The sequence below is a fragment of the Streptomyces sp. NPDC028722 genome (assembly GCF_040637655.1).
Taxonomy (GTDB): Bacteria; Actinomycetota; Actinomycetes; order Streptomycetales; family Streptomycetaceae; genus Streptomyces.
Window position 1 is genome coordinate 145,449 of sequence record NZ_JBEZWU010000005.1, and the last position, 19,226, is coordinate 164,674.

Annotated in this window: 15 protein-coding genes; 8 read left to right on the plus strand and 7 right to left on the minus strand. The window is 67.1% G+C overall.

Annotated features, from left to right (window positions below; genetic code table 11):
• Positions 1–5: 5 nt before the first annotated feature.
• Positions 6–1,637 (minus strand): ABC transporter substrate-binding protein, encoded by a 1,632-nt coding sequence (locus AB0F03_RS10340; RefSeq protein WP_361988533.1) that lies wholly within the window; start codon positions 1,635–1,637, stop codon positions 6–8.
• Positions 1,638–2,110: 473 nt separating this feature from the next.
• Here AB0F03_RS10340 and AB0F03_RS10345 point away from each other — a divergent pair, with 473 nt between their 5' ends.
• The 8 genes from AB0F03_RS10345 (at position 2,111) to AB0F03_RS10380 (ending at position 10,434) form a co-directional block, all read left to right on the plus strand.
• The gene (locus tag AB0F03_RS10345; RefSeq protein WP_361988536.1) at positions 2,111–3,139 is read left to right on the plus strand and encodes an ABC transporter permease; all 1,029 of its coding nucleotides are present in this window, start codon (positions 2,111–2,113) and stop codon (positions 3,137–3,139) included.
• Positions 3,140–3,218: 79 nt separating this feature from the next.
• Positions 3,219–4,973 (plus strand): ABC transporter substrate-binding protein, encoded by a 1,755-nt coding sequence (locus AB0F03_RS10350; RefSeq protein WP_361988539.1) that lies wholly within the window; start codon positions 3,219–3,221, stop codon positions 4,971–4,973.
• A gap of 101 nt (positions 4,974–5,074) precedes the next feature.
• Positions 5,075–6,055 carry an ABC transporter permease gene (locus AB0F03_RS10355; RefSeq protein ID WP_361988541.1) on the plus strand — a complete coding sequence of 327 codons (981 nt, stop codon included), beginning with the start codon at positions 5,075–5,077 and terminating at the stop codon, positions 6,053–6,055.
• Positions 6,056–6,122: 67 nt separating this feature from the next.
• Positions 6,123–7,160: an ABC transporter ATP-binding protein gene (locus AB0F03_RS10360; RefSeq protein WP_361988543.1), complete on the plus strand. Its 1,038-nt coding sequence runs from the start codon at positions 6,123–6,125 to the stop codon at positions 7,158–7,160.
• 26 nt (positions 7,161–7,186) lie between these two features.
• Positions 7,187–8,230 (plus strand): dipeptide ABC transporter ATP-binding protein, encoded by a 1,044-nt coding sequence (locus AB0F03_RS10365; RefSeq protein ID WP_361988546.1) that lies wholly within the window; start codon positions 7,187–7,189, stop codon positions 8,228–8,230.
• A 259-nt stretch (positions 8,231–8,489) separates the two neighbouring features.
• Positions 8,490–8,969 (plus strand): hypothetical protein, encoded by a 480-nt coding sequence (locus tag AB0F03_RS10370; protein ID WP_361988549.1) that lies wholly within the window; start codon positions 8,490–8,492, stop codon positions 8,967–8,969.
• A 161-nt stretch (positions 8,970–9,130) separates the two neighbouring features.
• The gene (locus AB0F03_RS10375; RefSeq protein ID WP_361988551.1) at positions 9,131–9,895 is read left to right on the plus strand and encodes a methyltransferase domain-containing protein; all 765 of its coding nucleotides are present in this window, start codon (positions 9,131–9,133) and stop codon (positions 9,893–9,895) included.
• Positions 9,892–10,434: a DUF1707 domain-containing protein gene (locus AB0F03_RS10380; RefSeq protein WP_361988554.1), complete on the plus strand. Its 543-nt coding sequence runs from the start codon at positions 9,892–9,894 to the stop codon at positions 10,432–10,434. The genes AB0F03_RS10375 and AB0F03_RS10380 overlap by 4 nt, the downstream gene beginning before the upstream one ends.
• Positions 10,435–10,507: 73 nt before the next feature.
• Here the strand turns inward: AB0F03_RS10380 and AB0F03_RS10385 are convergent, their stop codons facing one another.
• From AB0F03_RS10385 to typA, 6 genes are all read right to left on the minus strand, one after another.
• The gene (locus AB0F03_RS10385) at positions 10,508–11,635 is read right to left on the minus strand and encodes an oligopeptide/dipeptide ABC transporter ATP-binding protein (protein ID WP_361988555.1); all 1,128 of its coding nucleotides are present in this window, start codon (positions 11,633–11,635) and stop codon (positions 10,508–10,510) included.
• A gap of 29 nt (positions 11,636–11,664) precedes the next feature.
• Positions 11,665–12,729: an ABC transporter ATP-binding protein gene (locus tag AB0F03_RS10390; protein ID WP_361988558.1), complete on the minus strand. Its 1,065-nt coding sequence runs from the start codon at positions 12,727–12,729 to the stop codon at positions 11,665–11,667.
• A 10-nt stretch (positions 12,730–12,739) separates the two neighbouring features.
• Entirely contained in the window at positions 12,740–13,720 is a 981-nt protein-coding gene (locus AB0F03_RS10395) for an ABC transporter permease (protein WP_361988561.1), read from the minus strand.
• Between the two features lie 85 nt (positions 13,721–13,805).
• Positions 13,806–15,614: an ABC transporter substrate-binding protein gene (locus AB0F03_RS10400; protein WP_361988564.1), complete on the minus strand. Its 1,809-nt coding sequence runs from the start codon at positions 15,612–15,614 to the stop codon at positions 13,806–13,808.
• Positions 15,615–15,689: 75 nt separating this feature from the next.
• Positions 15,690–16,724, minus strand: a complete 1,035-nt coding sequence (locus AB0F03_RS10405) for an ABC transporter permease (protein WP_361988567.1) — start codon at positions 16,722–16,724, stop codon at positions 15,690–15,692.
• A 564-nt stretch (positions 16,725–17,288) separates the two neighbouring features.
• On the minus strand, positions 17,289–19,196 hold the full coding sequence (gene typA / locus AB0F03_RS10410; protein WP_361988570.1) for a translational GTPase TypA: 1,908 nt from the start codon (positions 19,194–19,196) through the stop codon (positions 17,289–17,291).
• Positions 19,197–19,226 lie beyond the last annotated feature (30 nt).

Consider the following 19,226-nt stretch of genomic DNA (forward strand, 5'->3'; position numbering starts at 1 on the left):
GCGGCTCAGCTGACCTTGATCTCGTTGTACACGGGGACGCTGAAGGGGTTCAGCGTCACGCCGGACAGCCGCTGGGAGTAGCCGGCGCTGCCGTTCTGGTACCAGAGCGGGATGGCGGCCATGTGGTCCCGGACGACCTCCTCGGCCCGCTGGAACAGCCGGACGGCCCTGGCCTGGTCCGTCTCGGCGTTGGCCCGGTCGACGAGCTTGTCGAAGTTCCGGTCGGAGAACTTGCCGTCGTTGGAGGGGGCGTCGGTGTAGTACATCGGCTGGAGGAAGTCCTGGATCAGCGGATAGTCCATCTGCCAGCCCGCCCGGAAGGGGCCGGTCATCTCGTGCCGGCCGATCCGGTTGCGGAAGTCGGCGAAGGTGCCGACCGGGTTGCCGACGCAGGCCTTGCCGTTGCCCAGGGCGTTGTTGATGGAGTTGCACACCGCGTCGACCCACTGCCTGTGCGAGCCCGTGTCCGCGTTGTAGGTGATCCTGACCTGCCCGCCGGGGATGCCGCCGCCCTCCTCGACGAGCTTCCTGGCCTCGTCCGGGTGGTACTCGCAGGCCCTGCCGCACAGCCCGGCCTTGTAGCCGCCGGCCGGGCCGAGCACCGGGGAGGTCCAGTCGGTGGCCGGGGTGCGGGTCCGGTTGAAGATCGTCTCGGTGATCTGCCGGCGGTTGATCGCCATGGACAGGCCCGTGCGGACCTTCTCCGAGCCCGGCCGGTTCCACGCCTTGTCGTAGTAGGGGAAGGACAGGGTCTGGATGATGCCGGCCGGGGTGTTGAGGTAGCGGCCGCCGAGGTCGCTGCCGACGTTCTTCAGCTGAGCGGCGGGCACGTCGTCCACCAGGTCGAGGTTGCCGGCCATCAAGTCGGTGTAGGCGGTGTTGTTGTCCGTGTACACCTTCAGGGTCACCCCGCCGTTGAGCGCCTTGTCGGCCCCGGGGTAGCCGTCCCACTTCCGCAGGAACATCTGCGAGCCCTTCGTGTAGGACTCGACGGCGTAGGGGCCGTTGCCGACGGGCTTCGCCAGCCAGGCCGCGTGGTCGGTGAAGAAGGCCCGGGGCAGCGGGGCGAAGGCCGGGTAGCCGAAGGTGTCGGGGAAGGCGGAGAACTTCTGGTTGAGCCGGACGGTGAAGGTGCGCTCGTCCACGACCTTCAGGCCCGCCAGGGTGTCGGCACTCTGCTTGCCGTGGGCGGGGTGGACCTTGTCGTACCCGTCGATGTAGGCGAAGAAGAAGGCGTTCTTCTGGCTGTTGCGCAGGCTCGCCCCGTAGTTCCAGGCGTCCACGAAGGAGCGGGCGGTCACCTTCTCGCCGTCGGAGAAGGTCCAGCCGTCCTTCACTCTGATCGTGAAGGTGCGCGAGTCGCCGGTGCGGATGGACTCGGCGAGCATGTCGGTGGCCCTGCCGGTCCTCGGGTCGTACTTCTTCAGCCCCCGGAAGATCATGTCGAGCACCTTGCCGCCCTGCACTTCGTTGGTGTTGGCGGGCTCCAGCGGGTTCTGCGGGTCTCCCCAGGAGGAGCTGAGCACGGCGCCGCCGGTGCCGCCGGCCGAGCCGCCGCCCCCGCAGCCCGCGGCGGCGAGCGCCACCACCACCGCCGTCGCGCAGGCGACCCCTCGGGTGTGGGCGGTTCCCCGCATGGGCGTGCCTCCTCCATGAACACCGATCCGGTAAAAGCAAATATCAGGTGATATGACCGCCATTGCACACCCTCAGTCCGATTGAGGGCCCTTTGGCCGTACAGGTCATCCGAATGCAGGCACGCCCCGTCCGCCGCCTTGATGATCTTGCGTGTGGAGTGCAACGGATCTCTGCGCAACGATGCGGAAACGTTGGATTCGCACGCGGCGATGTACGCATTTCGACACTCCACCGTCCGCATATCGAACTCATTGGCCGTTTGGTCCCATTAGTCCGATGTGAAGCACGGATTGATTACGGCGTGCTACCCGCGTAGCTACGGAATGGCCAAGTACCGGCAAAGAAGGTAAAGAGAAACCCAAGCCGACCGAGAATTTATTGACCTTGAATGAATTGCGTTGAAAAAGTCCGGCGTAGCCCGTAGGGGAGCGCCCTGCGGAGTCATCAGATCCTCCCGTGGGCCAGGAGCACCATGACCCCCCCAACTCCATCCGCGGCTGCCCCGCTAGAGGTGACCGACGAGGCCGTCGCGAAGTCGACCACTTCGGGCGTCTCGAAAGGCAGCGAAGGCCGCTCTCCGGGACGGCTTGCCTGGAAGCGCTTCAAGCGTGACAAGACGGGCGTGACATCCGCGTTCATCGTGATCTTCTTCTTCGTGATCGGCATCGCGGCACCGCTGATCGCCAAGCTGTACGGCAAGAACCCTTACACCACCTACGCGAGCCAGCGTCCGGAACTCCTGGACGCCTTCTCGTACCCGGCCGGCCCGAACGGCGGGATGAACTCGGAGTTCTGGTTCGGCGTCGAGCCGCTACTGGGCCGGGACGTCTTCACCTTCCTGCTGTACGGCATCCGTACCTCGCTGGGCATCGCCGTGGCCGCCACCCTGCTGACCACCGTCGTCGGCGTGATCATCGGCGTCACCGCCGGCTATCTGGGGGGCAAGGCCGACTACCTCGTCGGCCGGGTCATCGACATCCTGCTGTCGTTCCCGTCCACGCTCTTCTTCATCGCCTTCATGCCGGTCGTCTACGGACTGTTCGTCGCCCCCGACGACGAAATCCCCACCTCCCTGCGGGCCATCTCCCTGATCCTGGTGCTCTCGTCCTTCGGCTGGGCCTCCATCGCCCGTCTGCTGCGCGGTCAGGTACTCGGCCTGCGCGAGAGGGAGTACATCGAGGCGGCAAAGGTCACGGGCGCGTCACCGATGCGCATCGTGTTCAAGGAACTGCTGCCCAACCTGTGGACGCCGATCATCATCCAGTCCACGCTGATGCTCCCGGCCTACGTGACCGCGGAGGCCGGCCTGGCCTTCCTCGGCGTCGGCATCATCGACCCGACCCCGGACTGGGGCGTGATGATCCAGAGCGGCGCCAAGTTCTACACCGAGGACATCACCTTCATGCTCTTCCCGGGCCTGTCCATGGTGATCTTCGTTCTCGCCTTCAACCTGCTCGGCGACTCGGTGCGCGACGCGCTCGACCCGAAGTCCAGGCGCTAGCCATCACGTTCCACCCGGCCCGTGCAGTGTCTCGCGGCCGGCCATCCGTCCCGATCGTCCTCTTAAGGCAGGTTCATCCATGTCTTTCTCCCGTAGAAACTTCCTGATCGCCACCGGCGTGGCTGCTGCCTCGTCGTCGGTGCTCACCGCGTGCGGCGGGAGCGACAGCAAGTCCAACAGCAAGGCCCCCTCGGTCAGCGGTTCCAAGACCCAGGAGATCCTGGTCGGCACCAAGGCCGACTCGACCGGGCCGGCGCCGGAGGTCGAGGGAGCGGTCAAGGGCGGAACGATCTACTCGCTCGACCAGTTCGACATGGACCACCTGGACCCGGCGCAGATCTACGTCTCCACCGAGGCCGCCATCACCGTCCCGATCCTGCGTGGCCTCACCGGCTACAAGATCGACGAAAAGGGCGGCGCCACGCTGGTCGGCGACGCGGCCACGGACGCGGGCACCATGAAGGACGGCGGCAAGACCTGGTCCTTCACATTGAAGGACGGCCTGAAGTGGGAGGACGGTTCGGAGATCTCCTCCGACGACCTCCGCCACACCTTCGAGCGCCTCTTCGCCCCGTTCATCACCGAAGGCCCCCGCTACGTGCAGCAGTGGCTGGTCGGTGGCGACAAGTACAAGGGCCCCTACGACGGCAAGAAGCTCGACTCCATCGAGGTCGACGGCAAGACCATCACGTTCCACCTCACCGAGGCGCGAACGGACTTCAACTTCACCCTCGCCATGCGGGGCTACGCCCTGGTGAACAAGAAGCATGACACCAAGGAAAAGTACGACAAGCGACCCTTCGCGTGTGGCCCGTACAAGATCGGTGCCCGTAGCATCGGCAAGTCACTGACCTACGTGCGCAACGAGCACTGGGACCCGAAGACCGACCCGATCCGGAACGCCTACCCGGACAAGTACGTTTTCCAGTTCGGTTTCGAACTGCTGGCCTCGACCGACCGCTACATCTCGGACAGGGGCAACGACCAGTACGCGATGTCGATCTTCAACGAGGTCGCCCCCGAGCGCATCGCCCAGGTCCTCACCAACGCCACGCTCAAGAAGCGTGTCCTCACCGAGGTCGACACGGTCACTTACTACTGGCCGATCAACATGACCCGCATCAAGGACGTCAAGGTCCGTCAGGCTATCAACTACGCGTGGCCGCACCAGCAGATTCAGACCATCAACGGCGGCACCGCGACCACCGAGATCGCCACCACCATCCTCGCCCCGGTGACCCCCGGGTACCAGAAGTTCGACCTTTACGGCACCACCAAGAAGCCCGGTGGCGACCCGGTCAAGGCCAAGGCCCTGCTGAAGGAGGCCGGCAAGGTCGGCCAGAAGCTGGTCATCGCTTTCCAGGCGTCGGACACACAGCAGAAGGTCGCCGTCGCCGTCAAGAACGCCCTGGAGGCGGCCGGCTTCAAGGTCGTCACCAAGCAGGTCGACAAGTCGACCTTCTACACCCAGATCGGTAAGATCGACAACGACTTCGACCTCTTCGGCGCGGGCTGGAGCCCGGACTGGCCGAACGGTTACTCGGTCTTCTACCCCTGCTGGAGCGGCAAGAACATCGGCGACGGCCGCAGCAACTACGCTCAGCTGAACGACCCGAGCATCAACAGGGCCATCGACGCGGCCGCCAAGATCGCGGACACGGCCGCGGCCAACAAGGCCTGGGGCAACGTCGATCGTCAGATCATGGAACTGGCGCCGGTCGTCCCCGACTACCACAAGATCCGCAACTGGATGCACGGATCCAAGGTCGGCAACGTCGTGTACGACAGCGGCAACACGTGCGTCGCGCTTTGCAAGCTCTACGCAATGAAGTAACCGCACGACCAGGGGGGCGGCCGTTTCGCCCGGCCGCCCCCTCCGGCTCTCTCCCCTTCACGCCCCCGGCGACGGCGCCCCGTCCGGAAAGTCACGCCCCCATGCCCCGCTTTCTCATCCGCCGAGTCCTCGGCGCACTGGTCATCCTGCTGATCATCAGTGCCATCACCTTCGGCCTCTTCTACGCCATCCCGCGTGACCCGGCGATGATGTCCTGTGGCAAGAACTGCACGCCCGACATGCTCGCGCAGATCCGGCACAATCTGGGCATCGACCACCCGATCCCGGTGCAGTACTGGTACTGGCTCAAGGGCGTATTCGTCGGGCGTGACTACGCGGGCTTCGGGAACTGCAACGCGCCGTGCCTCGGCTACTCCTTCGCCAACCGCGAACCGGTCCTCGGCACGATCATGGACCGGCTGCCGACGACCCTGTCGCTCGCCTTCGGCGCGGCCATCGTCTTCCTGATCTTCGGCGTCGGTGCGGGCATGGTGGCCGCCCTGAAGCAGGGCAAATTCCTGGACAAGTTCGCCAGCTCGGCCTCGCTGTTCGGCTCCTCGCTCCAGATCTACTTCGTCGGCTACGTCGCGATGTTCTTCCTGGTCTCGAAGCTGAACCTGTTCTCGCAGCCGTCGTACACGCCCCTCACCGAGGACCCGGCGGCGTGGTTCTCCGGGCTGCTGCTGCCCTGGCTGACCCTGGCGATCATCTTCACCGCCAACTACACCCGTATGACCCGCTCCCAACTGGTCGAGCAGCTCAGCGAGGATTACGTCCGTACCGCCCGCGCCAAGGGTCTGTCCCGTGCGAACGTTTTCTTCCGGTTCGCCTGGCGCGGTGCGATGGGCCCGATCGTCACGGTCTTCGGCATCGACCTGGGCACGCTGATCGGCGGAGCGATCATCACCGAATCGACCTTCAGCATCCAGGGCGTCGGCCGCCTCGCGGTGGACTCGGTGAACAAGAGCGACCTGCCCATGCTGCTCGGCGTAACGGTCCTGTCGGCCGGCGCCATCGTCTTCTTCAACATCATCGTGGACGCCGTCTACGCCCTCATCGACCCGCGGATCCGGCTCGCCTGACCTCCGCCCCGCCCCCTTCCCCACCGCCCCACCCGGCGACCTCGCATCACCCCCCAGGAGCGTCCCCGTGACGAGCACCGATCAGCAGCCGTTCCTCTCCATCAGGGACCTCAAGGTCCACTTCTCCACCGAGGACGGCATCGTCAAGGCCGTCGACGGACTCAGCTTCGACCTCGCCAAGGGCCAGACGCTCGGCATCGTCGGCGAGTCGGGCTCGGGCAAGTCCGTCACCAACCTGACGATCCTGGGCCTCCACGACCGCGAGCGCACCGCGATCGAGGGCGAGATCGTGCTGGACGGCAAGGAGCTGCTCACCGCCTCCGAGAAGGATTTGGAGCGGCTGCGCGGCAACAAGATGTCCATGATCTTCCAGGACGCGCTGGCCTCGCTGTCGCCGTACCACACCATCGGCGCGCAGATCAGCGAGACGTACCGCAAGCACACCGGCGCCTCCAAGTCCGAGGCCCGCAAGCGCGCGGTGGAGATGCTGCGCCGGGTGGGCATCCCGCAGCCGGACATGCGGGTGGACGACTACCCGCACCAGTTCTCCGGCGGTATGCGCCAGCGCGCGATGATCGCCATGGCGCTGGTCTGCGACCCCGAGCTGCTGGTCGCCGACGAGCCGACCACCGCGCTCGACGTGACGGTCCAGGCTCAGATCATGGACCTGCTCAAGGACCTCCAGCAGGAGTTCGGCACGGCCATCATCTTCATCACCCACGACCTCGGCGTCATCGCCGACATCGCGGACGACGTGCTGGTGATGTACGGCGGCCGGTGCGTGGAGCGCGGCACCAAGCAGGAGGTCCTGCGCGACCCGCAGCACCCCTACACCGTGGGTCTGCTCAACTCGATGCCGAGCCTGACCGGGCCGGTCGACGTGCCGCTGACGCCGATCCCCGGCTCGCCGCCCTCGCTGCTCAACCCGCCGTCGGGCTGCCGCTTCCACCCGCGGTGCGCCTTCACCGACGAGGTCGCCGGCGAGCGGTGCTCGGGTGAACGCCCGCTGCTGGAAGTGGTCGACGGCCGCGGTTCGGCCTGCCACCTCACCACGGAGCAGAAGCGGGAACTCTTCCCCGACTACGCCGCGACCCGGCACAACTGACGGACACGAGAGCGGACTTCACGAACATGAGCAACACGAACCCCCTCCTGGACGTCTCGGGGCTGACGAAGCACTTCCCGATCAAGGGCGGCTTCCCGATCCGCCGCACGGTCGGCGCGGTGCAGGCCGTGGACGGGCTGGACTTCCAGGTCGCCGAGGGCGAGAGCCTGGGCCTGGTCGGCGAGTCGGGCTGCGGCAAGTCGACCACCGGCCGACTGATCACCCGCCTGCTGGAGCCGACCAGCGGCAAGATCACCTACCGCGGCCAGGACATCACGCACGCGGGTCGCAGGGGCCTGGCCCCGATCCGCTCCGAGATACAGATGATCTTCCAGGACCCGTACGCCTCGCTGAACCCGCGGCAGACGGTCGGCAAGATCATCTCGGGTCCGATGGAGATCAACGACATCAACCCGGCAGGCGGCCGTGAGGCGCGGGTCCGTGAGCTGCTGGAGATCGTCGGCCTCAACCCCGAGCACTACAACCGCTTCCCGCACGAGTTCTCCGGCGGCCAGCGCCAGCGCATCGGTGTCGCCCGCGCCCTCGCCCTGGACCCGAAACTGATCGTCGCCGACGAGCCGGTCTCCGCCCTCGACGTCTCCATCCAGGCGCAGGTGGTCAACCTGCTCCAGAAGGTGCAGCGCGAGCTGGGCATCGCGTTCGTCTTCATCGCCCACGACCTCGCCATCGTGCGGCACTTCTCCCAGCGCGTCGCGGTCATGTACCTCGGCAAGATCGTGGAGATCGCCGACCGCGAGGACCTGTATGACAACCCCCGCCACCCCTACACGCGGGCCCTGCTCTCCGCCGTCCCCGAGGCGACGGTCGACGAGGAGCCGCGGGAGCGCATACGCCTGGTCGGAGACGTGCCGTCCCCGATCAACCCGCCCTCCGGCTGCCGCTTCCGCACCCGGTGCTGGAAGGCGACCGAGAAGTGCGCCACCGAGGCTCCGCCGCTGGTGCAGGTGGAGGGCAACAAACCGGGCCACCTGACGGCGTGTCACTACCCGGAGACGGCCGACACCGTCCCCGGCCCGCGCCTCTCCAAGGACCCCGAGGCGGCGGTCTGACACACCCCTTTCCGTCAGCCGCCCCCTTGCGGACGGACCTTCACCGGCCCATTGACCCGAGCCCATGAACGTCCGCTCCAGGGGATGAGGCCCGCACCTTCCCAGGTGCGGGCCTTTCTCATTCCCCGAGGCAAGCTGTCGGCCGCAGCGCGATCACCCGGCTCAACTTTCGCTCAAGTTCGTGTACATGCTTATGGCGTCAAGGAATACTTGATCCCACAGTGACTGACCACACACTGCGAGTTGGGGGTATTCGTTAATGAAGCACATGCAGAAATCGGGGCTCATCGCGGCCATTCTGGCGCTCGCCTTCTCGTTCCTTGGCGCGGCCTCGCCGGCCCAGGCCGCACCACAACACACCTTCTACATCGTGAACAAGGACACCGGAAAGTGCCTCGAATGGAACGGCTACAACAAGAAGATCACCCAGGAGAAGTGCAAGAGGACGCAGTGGCAGTGGTGGAACAACAAGTCCGCGAAGCTGTGTAACTACGTCTCCCCCGGCGGTGATTTCTGCCTGGGCGACGCCGGCCGCGAGAAGCCTGTTTACGGCCGACACTACAGCGACGCGCCTCAGCTCTTCTTCTCCAGCCTGAACCCGAACGCGCAGACCACCATCGGGGCTCTGCAGTGCGGCTACTTCAAGGTCGTCAGCGGTAAGGTCTCGTGCGGAAAGCGCATCCTGATCGACCACGGGCACAAGTACTCACCGAAGATGATGTGGATCATCAAGTACTGAGCCTTCGCATTCTCACCCCGAGGCATAGAGACCCCGCCCCTCGCACGGGCGGGGTCTCGCGCGTCCTCCCGTGGGCAGCACCAACGTGATCCGGAGACGGGAGTGCGCGAAGTGAGGTGAAAACTGACGCGCCGTTCAGCATCGTGTGGCACACTGCCGCGGTGGTGGATCACGTCTTTGCCGATCTCTCGCTCGCCGCGCTGTACGACAGCCTCAACCCCTGGGGACCGGGTGACGACTTCTACCTCGGCCTGGTGCGGCAGGCCGGGTCCGTGCTGGACATCGGCTGCGGCACCGGGCAGTTACTGAGGCGGGCCCGGGGCGAGGGGCACCGGGGCCGGCTGATGGGGCTCGATCCGGCCGCCGCCATGCTCGTCCAGGCGCGGCGGTCCCGGCCCGACGTCGAGTGGGTGCTCGGCGACGTACGGGTGCGGCAGTGGCAGGAGGAGTTCGACCTCGTCGTCATGACCGGCCACGCCTTCCAGGAGCTGGTGACCGACGAAGAGATCCGGCACTGCCTGCGGGCCGTGCGCGCGGCCCTGCGGGACGGGGGGCGGTTCGTGTTCGAGACCCGCAACCCCGGCGCCCGTGCCTGGGAGCGGTGGACCCCGGACCGGGTGCGTGAGGTCACCGCCGCCGACGGCTCGCCCGTACGGGTGTGGCACGAGGTGCAGGGCGACGGGCTCCGGCGGGACCGGGTGCACTACACCGAGACCTACGCCGGCCCCCGCTGGCCGGCTCCCCAGGCCCACCACGGCGTCCTGCGCTTCCTGGACACCGGGACCCTGGACGGCTTCCTCGCGGAGGCGGGCCTGACGGTGGCCGAACGGTACGGTGACTGGGAGCGGGGGCCGCTCACCGGCACCGCCCCGGAGATCATCACCGTGGCCCGCCGCGCCCAGCCCGGCAGCGGGGTGAATCGGTGAGCCCTCTGCCGGACGACCGGACGCCGCTGATCAGCGAGGACGACCGCGACGCGGCCGTGCGGCGCCTACAGGACGCGTATGCCGAAGGGCACATCGCGCACGACGATCTGGACGGCCGACTCCACCAGGTGCTCACCGTCAGGACGCACAGCGAGCTGAAGTCGGCACTGGCCTCGCTCCCGGAGGAGAACGCGGGCACCACGTCCACGATCGCCGCCGCCGGCGGACGGATCCGCCGGCGCGGCGCATGGCGGGTACCTCGGACACTGAAGGTCGAGTCCGCGTTCGCCAGGGTGCATCTGGACCTGTCCCGGGCGGTCATCGAGCATGCGGTGGTCGACATCGAGCTACAACTCGGCACCGGCAGGGCCCGGATCACGCTGCCGCGCGACGCGACCGTCGACGCCGAGGGCCTCCGGACGGAGTGGAAGGACACGCTCTACAAGCCCCACCCCCATCCCCGCCCCGGCGGGCCGAAGATCCGGATCACCGGAACCATGGGCTACGGACGACTGAAGATCCGCCACGCGCGGCAGTGAGGCCGCCGACGACCGACGGGCAGTCATCTGCGCCGCCTCCCGGTCGGGGCAAGGCCGGGCGCGGGCCACTCCCCTACGGCTGTCCGGGCTTCCCCTCCTCCAGTGCCGCCAGCGCCGGGTCCAGGATGATGTCCTCGTCCCGGGCCTCGATCGTCGGATCCTCCGGGAAGTGGCAGGCCGTCAGGTGGCCGTCGTGGTTGCCGGAGATCTGGACGAGCGGGGGTTCCTCGGTCGCGCACGTGTCCTGCGCCTTCCAGCACCGGGTGCGGAAGCGGCAGCCGGAGGGCGGGGAGATGGGGGACGGCACGTCGCCGGCGAGGCGGATGCGCTCACGCGGGGGTGCCCCTCCCTCCGTGAGGCTGACCTCGGGGACGGCGGACAGCAGGGCGTGGGTGTAGGGATGGCGCGGGCGGGCGTAGATGGAGTCCCGGTCGCCCACCTCGATGATCTTGCCGAGGTACATGACCGCGACGCGCTGTGAGAAGTGCCGCACGACGGCCAGGTCGTGGGCGATGAAGACGAACGCGATGCCCAGTTCCCGCTGCACCTTCTGGAGCAGGTTGACCACCTGGGCCTGGATGGAGACGTCCAGGGCGGAGACCGGCTCGTCGGCGACGATCAGCTTCGGTTCCAGGGCGAGCGCGCGGGCGACACCGATGCGCTGGCGCTGGCCGCCGGAGAACTCGTGCGGGAAACGGTTGTAGTGCTCGGGGTTGAGACCGACGATCTCCAGCAGCTCACGGACCCGCGCCTCACGGCCGCCTGCCGGGTCGATGCCGTTGATCTCCATCGGTCCCGCGATGATCTTGCCGACCGTCTGCCGCGGGTTCAGCGACGAGTACGGGTCCTGGAAGATCATCTGTATCTCGGAGCGGATCGGCGCCAGTTGCCTGCGCGTCGCACGGCTGATGTCCCGGCCGCGGTAGGTGATCGTGCCGCTCGTCGGCTCCATCAGACGGGTGATCAGCCGGCCCGTGGTCGACTTGCCGCAGCCCGACTCGCCGACCAGGCCGAAGCTCTCGCCCTCGTACACGGTCAGGTCGACGCCGTCGACGGCCTGCACCGCACCGATGGTGCGCCGGATCGGGAAGCCGCCCTTGACGGGGAAGTGCTTGGCCAGCCCCGAGACCCGGAGCAGCGGCTCCCCCTCCGGGCCGGCGCTCCGCTCGGCGGGGGCCGGGAGGACCAGGTCCTCTTTCATGACGGTGTCCTCCTAGGACGACTGACGACCTAGCCCAGTCGGGGCTTGATCTCCTCGATGAAGATGGTCCGCTTCTGGTCGGTGGTGAGGTGGCACGCCGACGCCCGGCCGGGGCCCGCCGCCGGGCGCTCGTTCACACAGCGGTCCGTGCCCTCCACCCGGTCCTGGAAGGTGCAGCGGGGATGGAAGCGGCAGCCGGACGGCGGGGTGAGCAGCGAGGGCGGGGCGCCCGGGATCGGCGACAGCTGGGCGCCCAGGTCGGAGTCGAGCCGCGGCATCGAGTTCAGCAGGCCCCAGGTGTACGGGTGCTGGGGTGCCCGCAGCACCTCCTCGGTGGTTCCGCGCTCCACCGCGCCGCCCGCGTACATCACCATGATGTCGTCGGCCATGTCGGCGATCACCCCGAGGTCGTGGGTGATGAAGACGATGCCCGAGCCGAACTCCTGCTGGAGGTTCTTCAGCAGGTCGAGGATCTGCGCCTGGACCGTCACGTCCAGGGCGGTGGTGGGCTCGTCGGCGATGAGCAGGTCGGGGTCGCAGATCAGCGCCATGGCGATCATCGCGCGCTGGCGCATCCCGCCGGAGAACTGGTGCGGGTAGTCCTTCGCCCGCTCCCGGGGGTGGGGGATGCCGACCTTTCCGAGCATCTCCACGGCCCGGTCCCAGGCCGCCTTCTTGGAGGCGCCGGTGTGCTTGCGGTACGGCTCGGCGATCTGGCGGCCGACGGTGTAGTACGGGGACAGTGCGGTGAGCGGGTCCTGGAAGATCATGGCGACCTTGTTGCCGCGCAGCTTCTCCAGCTCCGGCTCCCGGGCGGAGGTCAACTCGCGTCCGTCGAGCAGGATCTCGCCCTCGACCGTGGTGAACATCGGGTTGTGCAGGCCGAGGATGGTCAGGTTGGTCACCGACTTGCCCGAGCCGGACTCCCCCACGATGCCGAGCGTCCTGCCGCGCTCCACGTCGAAGGAGAGCCCGTCCACGGCTCGTACGACGCCGTCCTCGGTCGTGAAGCTGACGTGCAGGTCCCGCACCGAGAGCAGGGGACCGGCACCGGCCGGGTTCTCAGCGGCGGCTTCCTTGGTCACAGTGGTCACGACAGTGCTCCTAGGACAGCCGCACGCGCGGGTCGATGAAGGCGTACGCGGCGTCGACGACGATGTTGAAGAGCAGGATCATGCTGGCGGAGAACAGCATCACGCCGAGCAGGAGCGGCAGATCGCTGAAGCTGACGGCCTGTACGGCGAGTTGTCCGAGCCCCGGCAGGGAGAAGGTGAACTCGGTGATGATGGCGCCGCCGAGCAGTGAGCCGAGGTCGATGCCGAAGATGGTGACGATCGGGATCAGCGAGCCGCGCCAGGCGTAGCGGAAGAAGACGTACCGCCGGGACATGCCCTTGGCGCGGGCGGTGCGGACGTGTTCCTCCTGCAACTGTTCGATCATCGAGGACCGCGACATACGGGTGTACTGCGCCGCGAAGATCGTGGAGAGGACCACCCAGGGGATGATCAGGCCCGTGAACCAGGTGCCCGGGTCGTGGGTGAACTCGTTGTAGGCCGGCTTGTCGAACCAGTGCGTCTGGTAGACGAGGATCGCCAGGGCCAGCGGGCCCAGGAAGTAGATCTGTAGCGAGCTGACGACCATGGCGCCTCCGGTGGCCGCCTTGTCGATCAGCGTGCCCCGCCGCCAGGCGGCGAGGAGTCCCGTGCCGAGGCCGACGATCAGGAAGCACACGGCCGCGCCGAGGGTGAGCGAGACGGTGGTGGGCAGACGGTCCATCAGGGTGGCCCAGACCTGCTCGTTGGTGTGGTACGAGTATCCGAAGCAGGGGGCCGGGCAGGGGCCCTGGGCGAACTGGTCGCTGCCGACCAGGAGGTTGTGCAGGAAGATCCAGTACTGCTCGGGGATGGACTTGTCCAGGCCGAGCACGTGGTGGATGTTCGCGATGCTGTCCGGGTTGCAGGTCTTGCCGCACATCAGCAGCGCCGGGTCCCGGGGCACCCCGAAGAACAGCAGGAACGCGACGATGCTCAGCAGGAAGAGGATGACGACGGCACCGAGGGTCCGGCGCATGAGGAAGCGCAGCATGGCAGGGGCAGCTCTCTGACGTCGGCGGTCCGGGCGGTACCCGGCGCACCGCGGGTGCGGCACGCCGGGCACCGGGCAGGGACGGTTACTTGATGTAGAGGCGACGCGGGTCGATGCCGCCCAGCACGTCGTCGTAGACGAGGCCGCCGACCTTGGAACCGGCGATCTGGGTCTGCTTGTAGTACCCGGTGGGGACGACGTTGACGACGTCCTTGACGAGGTACTGGTCCAGCTTCTCCCACGCGGCGGCGGACTTGACCGGATCGGTGATCTTGTTGATCCGGTCGATCTCGCTGTTGACCTTCGGGTCGTTGACCTGCGAGTAGTTCTGCGCGCCCTCGGCGATCAGGCGGCCGTCGTACAGCGGCGGGATCACGGTCGAGGCGGACGGCCAGTCGGCGCCCCAGGCGGTGTGGAAGATGTCGTAGTTGTTGTCCAGCTTGGAGACCTGGTCGTAGTAGGTCTCGGCCGGGATCTCCTGGCGCTGGACGTTGAAGCCGGCCTTCTCCAGGCCCGCCGCCATGGCGGTGGAGTACTGCTGGCCCTCGGGCGTGTTGATGTAGCCGAAGGTCAGTTTCAGGTTGAGCTTGCCGGCCTTCTTCAGCAGTTCCCTGGCCTTGTCCGGGTCACCGGAGGGCTTCTTCTTCTTGCCGCGCGGGTCGAAGGCGGCGTCGTAGCCGGAGACGGTCGGGGAGATCACTCCGCCCGCGACCTCCATGGCGTCGTTGCCGCCGTAGGCGCGCACGAACGGGGTGATCGGCAGGGCGTAGGCGATGGCCTCGCGGACCGTCTTGTCCTTCATGGCCGGGTGGCTCATGTTGATGTTCATCTGGCCCACGTACGGCTGGTAGCCGGAGACCGTGCGGGACTTCAGGCTCGGGTCCTTGAGCACCTTGGACAGGTTGCCCGCGTCGACCTGGTTGTTGAGGCTGAGGCCGGTCTTGTCCGCGCCGCTGTCGGCGAGCAGGGCCTTGGTGGAGGTCTCGTACTGCTGGTTGAACGTGATGGTGAACCGGTCCACGTACTGGTGGCGGATCGGGTCCGTCTTCGGGTCCCAGTTGGTGTTCTTGACCAGCACCATCGACTTGCCGGACTTGAACGACTGGATCTTGTACGGGCCGGTCACCACGGGCGCCTTGTCGTACCGCTGCTTGGTGTCGCCCTTCTCGGAGACCACCGCGTAGCCGGCCATCGCCAGTGCGTAGGGCAGGTCGGGGTGCGGGGTCTTGAAGTGGAAGACGACGGTCTTCTGGTCCGGCGTCTCCAAGACGGAGTCGGGCAGGTGCTTGCCCTTGTAGGGGCCGCCCTTGAGCAGGTTGCGGTAGGCGGTGCCGGGCTGGTCGGCCAGCCACTGCTGGAGGTAGGTGGGGCCCTGGTTGATGAACGGCGCGAAGAGCCGCTCGATGCTGTGCCGTACGTCCTTGGCCGTGACCGGGGAGCCGTCCTGGAACTTGACGCCCTCCTTGAGGGTGTACTTCCAGGTCTTGCCGCCGTCGGTGGTGGTGCCGGAGTCGGTGGCGAGGTCGCCGACCACCTCGTGCTTGCTGCCGTCGTTGCTGGTGGCCTTGTAACCCGTCAGGCCCCGGTGGATCAGCGAGGCGAGGGAGCCCTCGTTGGAGACGTATATCTGCCCCGGGTCGAGGTGGGCGTAACTGTCGCGCTGGAGTACCTCCATGGTGCCGCCGGGCTTGGCGCCGGGCACGTCGGCCGCGGGGCCCGTGGAGGCCGCCGCGTCGCCGAACTCGATGGACGCCTGCTGGCGTTTGGCGTTCTCCTGCTGCTTCTTGTCGTCACCGCCGCCGTCGCTGCCGCCCTTGCTGCAACCGGTGAGCACAAGAGCCCCGGCCGCGAGCACGGAGAGTGCGCCGTAGGCGTGGCGTCCGCCCCTACTCATCACGAAGATTCCCACCCATCTGTGTGTCACCAGTGCGATCTGTGTGTCACCAGTGCGAAAGAGAGCCTGCTTAGGTCAGCGCGCGGTCTTGGGATCGAAGGCGTCTCTGACCGAGTCCCCGAGCAGGTTGAACGCGACGACGAAGATGATCATCGAAATGCCGGGGAAGAACATGTAGGTGATGTCGTTCTGCATCACCAGTTCGGTGGACGCCTTGGAGAACATCTGCCCCCAGTCCGGCGTCGGTTCGACGATGCCCACGCCGAGGAAGGACAGTCCGGCCTCGGCGGTCACGAAGCCGGGCAGCAGATACGTCGACTGCACCAGCAGCGGGGTGACGATGTTCGGCAGGATCTCCTTGCGGATGATCCGCCACGGCGAGGCCCCGCTGACCCTGGCCGCCTCGATGAACTCCCTTTCCCGCAGGGAGAGTGCGGTGCCGCGCAGGATGCGGCCGAGGCCCATCCAGCCCAGCAGCCACTGGACGAGGATCAGCGCCACCACGCGGACGTACGTGGGTGTCTCGTCACGCGGGCTGACGAACAGGGAGACCACGACCGGCATGCTCGCGATGAAGAACAGCTGGGCCGGGAAGGCGAGCAGGAAGTCGGTGAGCCGGCCGATGGCGTAGTCGGCCTTGCCGCCGAGGTAGCCGGCGCTGACACCGAGCAGGATCCCGGTCACGACGACCGCGACCGTGACGGCGACCGAGATCATCAGCGAGGTGCGGATGCCGTAGAGCAGCTTGGTGAACACGTCGTAGCCGTTGCCGGGTTCGAGACCGAACCAGAACTCGCCGCTGATGCCGCCGTTCGGCTGCACCGGTACGCCGGCGCTGTCGAAGAGTTCGGGGCGCTCGTCCGCGTACACGGTGTACGGGTCCTTGCCGTACACCTTGGAGATCAGCGGGGCGAGCAGGCCGATCAGGAAGAAGAAGCCCACGACGTAGGCCGAGATGATTCCCGTGCGGTCGCGCTTGAAGCGCGTCCACATCAGCTGGCCGGGGGACCGGCCTTCGAGCCGGACGGGTTCGTTCTTCGCCGGCGGCCCTGGTTCGCCGCCGACGACGACCGAAGTCCCGCCGTCCTCGATGTCGATAGGACTTGTCACGGTTCGTCCGTTTCACAGGTATGAGTGTGAGAGGTGCCCGGGTACTCCGAGGACGCGCGTGACCGCAGCCGGACGCGCGTAGTTCTACAGCCGAATCACACCGCTGGAAGCGACGAACTGACCCACTTGGTGTTCGTGACACCACGCATGGGGGTTCCTCCTCATGACTCCACGTGTTCACCAACAGGAGAGGGTTTCCGTCTTCCCTCCGACACCCCTGACGGAGGGTCAGACACCCTCTGGTGCTCGCGAGTCGGCGCTGTCCCCACAGCGCGTGACCCATTGACCCGAGCGCTACGCGGCTAACTATCTGCCATGAGGCAGGTGGCGACCACTGTCTTTAAATCTCAATTCAGTCACAGCTGACGCGAAGAACTTCCAATAACTGGACAAACTGTTCGCCGGGAGAAGGCCGCGAAACGGACGTGTTACATGGGTATCGGTCCGGGATCTCCGCAATCCGGACACCGCGGGCCCGTGACCGCCCGCCGGCCCCCGAAAAACGGGTTGCAAAAAGCCCGGGCACCCCCATCATGGGGATGCCCGGGCTCAACTGTCCTGGGATCAGCCGTGCTTGGCGCGGCTCGCGGCGCGGGCGCGCTCCCGCTGGTCGAGCTTGACCTTGCGGATGCGAACGGCCTCCGGGGTCACCTCGACGCACTCGTCGTCGCGGCAGAACTCCAGCGACTGCTCCAGCGACAGCTTGCGCGGCGGGACGATCGCCTCGAACGAGTCGGCCGACGACGACCGCATGTTCGTGAGCTTCTTCTCCTTGGTGATGTTGACGTCCATGTCGTCGGCGCGGGAGTTCTCGCCGACGATCATGCCCTCGTACACCTCGGTGCCCGGGTCCACGAAGAGCACGCCGCGCTCCTGAAGGTTCGTCATCGCGAACGCAGTGACGGCGCCGGAGCGGTCGGCGACCAGCGAACCGTTGTTACGGGTCGTCAGGGTGCCGAACCAGGGCTCGAAGCCCTCGTGGATGGAGTGGCCGATGCCCGTGCCCCGGGTCTGGGTCAGGAACTCGGTACGGAAGCCGATGAGGCCGCGCGAGGGCACGACGAACTCCATGCGGACCCAGCCGGAACCGTGGTTCGACATGTTGTCCATGCGGCCCTTGCGGACACCCATGAGCTGGGTGACCGCGCCCATGTGCTCCTCGGGCACGTCGATCGTCATGCGCTCGACCGGCTCGTAGACCTTGCCGTCGACGTCCTTGGTGACCACCTGCGGCTTGCCGACGGTCAGTTCGTAGCCCTCGCGGCGCATCTGCTCGACCAGGATGGCCAGCGCCAGCTCACCACGGCCCTGCACCTCCCAGGCGTCCGGACGCTCGGTGTCGAGGACCCGCAGGGAGACGTTGCCGATCAGCTCGCGGTCCAGCCGGTCCTTGACCTGGCGCGCGGTGACCTTGCGGTCCTTCACGGCGGCCTTGGCGTCGGCGCCCTTGCCGGTGCCGCCGCGGCCGACCAGCGGCGAGGTGTTGGTGCCGATCGTCATCGAGATCGCGGGCTCGTCGACCGTGATCAGCGGCAGCGGGATGGGGTTCTCGGGGTCGGCGAGGGTCTCACCGATCATGATGTCGGGGATACCGGCGACCGCGCAGATGTCACCCGGGCCGGCCTTCTCGGCGGGCTTGCGGGTGAGCGCCTCGGTCATCATCAGCTCGGAGATGCGGACGTTGCCGATCGAGCCGTCCCGCTTGATCCAGGCGACCGTCTGGCCCTTGCGCAGCTCGCCCTGCTCGACGCGGAGCAGCGCGATACGGCCGAGGAAGTTGTCGGCGTCGAGGTTGGTGACGTGGGCCTGGAGCGGCGCGTCCTCCTCGTACGTCGGGGCCGGGATGTGGTCAAGGATCGTGGAGAAGAACGGCTCCAGGCTGTCGCTGTCGGCCGGGACCGTGCCGTTCTCCGGCTTGGTCAGCGAGGCGATGCCGTCACGGCCGCAGGCGTAGACGATCGGGAACTCGATCTGCTCCTCGTCGGCGTCCAGGTCGAGGAAGAGGTCGTAGGTCTCGTTGACGACCTCGTCGATCCGGGCGTCGGGGCGGTCCGTCTTGTTGATGCACAGGATGACGGGCAGCCGGGCCTGGAGGGCCTTGCGCAGCACGAAGCGGGTCTGCGGCAGCGGGCCCTCGGAGGCGTCCACCAGCAGCACGACACCGTCCACCATCGACAGACCACGCTCGACCTCGCCACCGAAGTCGGCGTGGCCGGGGGTGTCGATGATGTTGATGGTGATCGGGTCCCCGCCGGACTTCGGGTGGTACTTGACCGCCGTGTTCTTGGCGAGGATCGTGATGCCCTTCTCACGCTCCAGGTCGTTCGAATCCATCATGCGGTCGTCGACGCCCTCGAGCTGGTGGGCGGCGAACGCGCCCGCCTGCTTCAGCATGCCGTCGACGATGGTGGTCTTGCCGTGGTCGACGTGGGCGACGATAGCGACGTTGCGGATGTCGTGGCGCGTGGCCATATTGCGGCTTACTCCCGGAGTGGTGAGAAG

What these genes read in the sequence shown, in the direction of transcription:
- AB0F03_RS10340 (WP_361988533.1), bottom strand. Translation starts at nt 1,637, where the DNA reads ATGCGGGGAACCGCCCACACCCGAGGGGTCGCCTGCGCGACGGCGGTG.
- AB0F03_RS10345 (WP_361988536.1), top strand. Translation starts at nt 2,111, where the DNA reads ATGACCCCCCCAACTCCATCCGCGGCTGCCCCGCTAGAGGTGACCGAC.
- AB0F03_RS10350 (WP_361988539.1), top strand. Translation starts at nt 3,219, where the DNA reads ATGTCTTTCTCCCGTAGAAACTTCCTGATCGCCACCGGCGTGGCTGCT.
- AB0F03_RS10355 (WP_361988541.1), top strand. Translation starts at nt 5,075, where the DNA reads ATGCCCCGCTTTCTCATCCGCCGAGTCCTCGGCGCACTGGTCATCCTG.
- AB0F03_RS10365 (WP_361988546.1), top strand. Translation starts at nt 7,187, where the DNA reads ATGAGCAACACGAACCCCCTCCTGGACGTCTCGGGGCTGACGAAGCAC.
- AB0F03_RS10370 (WP_361988549.1), top strand. Translation starts at nt 8,490, where the DNA reads ATGAAGCACATGCAGAAATCGGGGCTCATCGCGGCCATTCTGGCGCTC.
- AB0F03_RS10385 (WP_361988555.1), bottom strand. Translation starts at nt 11,635, where the DNA reads ATGAAAGAGGACCTGGTCCTCCCGGCCCCCGCCGAGCGGAGCGCCGGC.
- AB0F03_RS10395 (WP_361988561.1), bottom strand. Translation starts at nt 13,720, where the DNA reads ATGCTGCGCTTCCTCATGCGCCGGACCCTCGGTGCCGTCGTCATCCTC.
- AB0F03_RS10400 (WP_361988564.1), bottom strand. Translation starts at nt 15,614, where the DNA reads ATGAGTAGGGGCGGACGCCACGCCTACGGCGCACTCTCCGTGCTCGCG.
- typA (WP_361988570.1), bottom strand. Translation starts at nt 19,196, where the DNA reads ATGGCCACGCGCCACGACATCCGCAACGTCGCTATCGTCGCCCACGTC.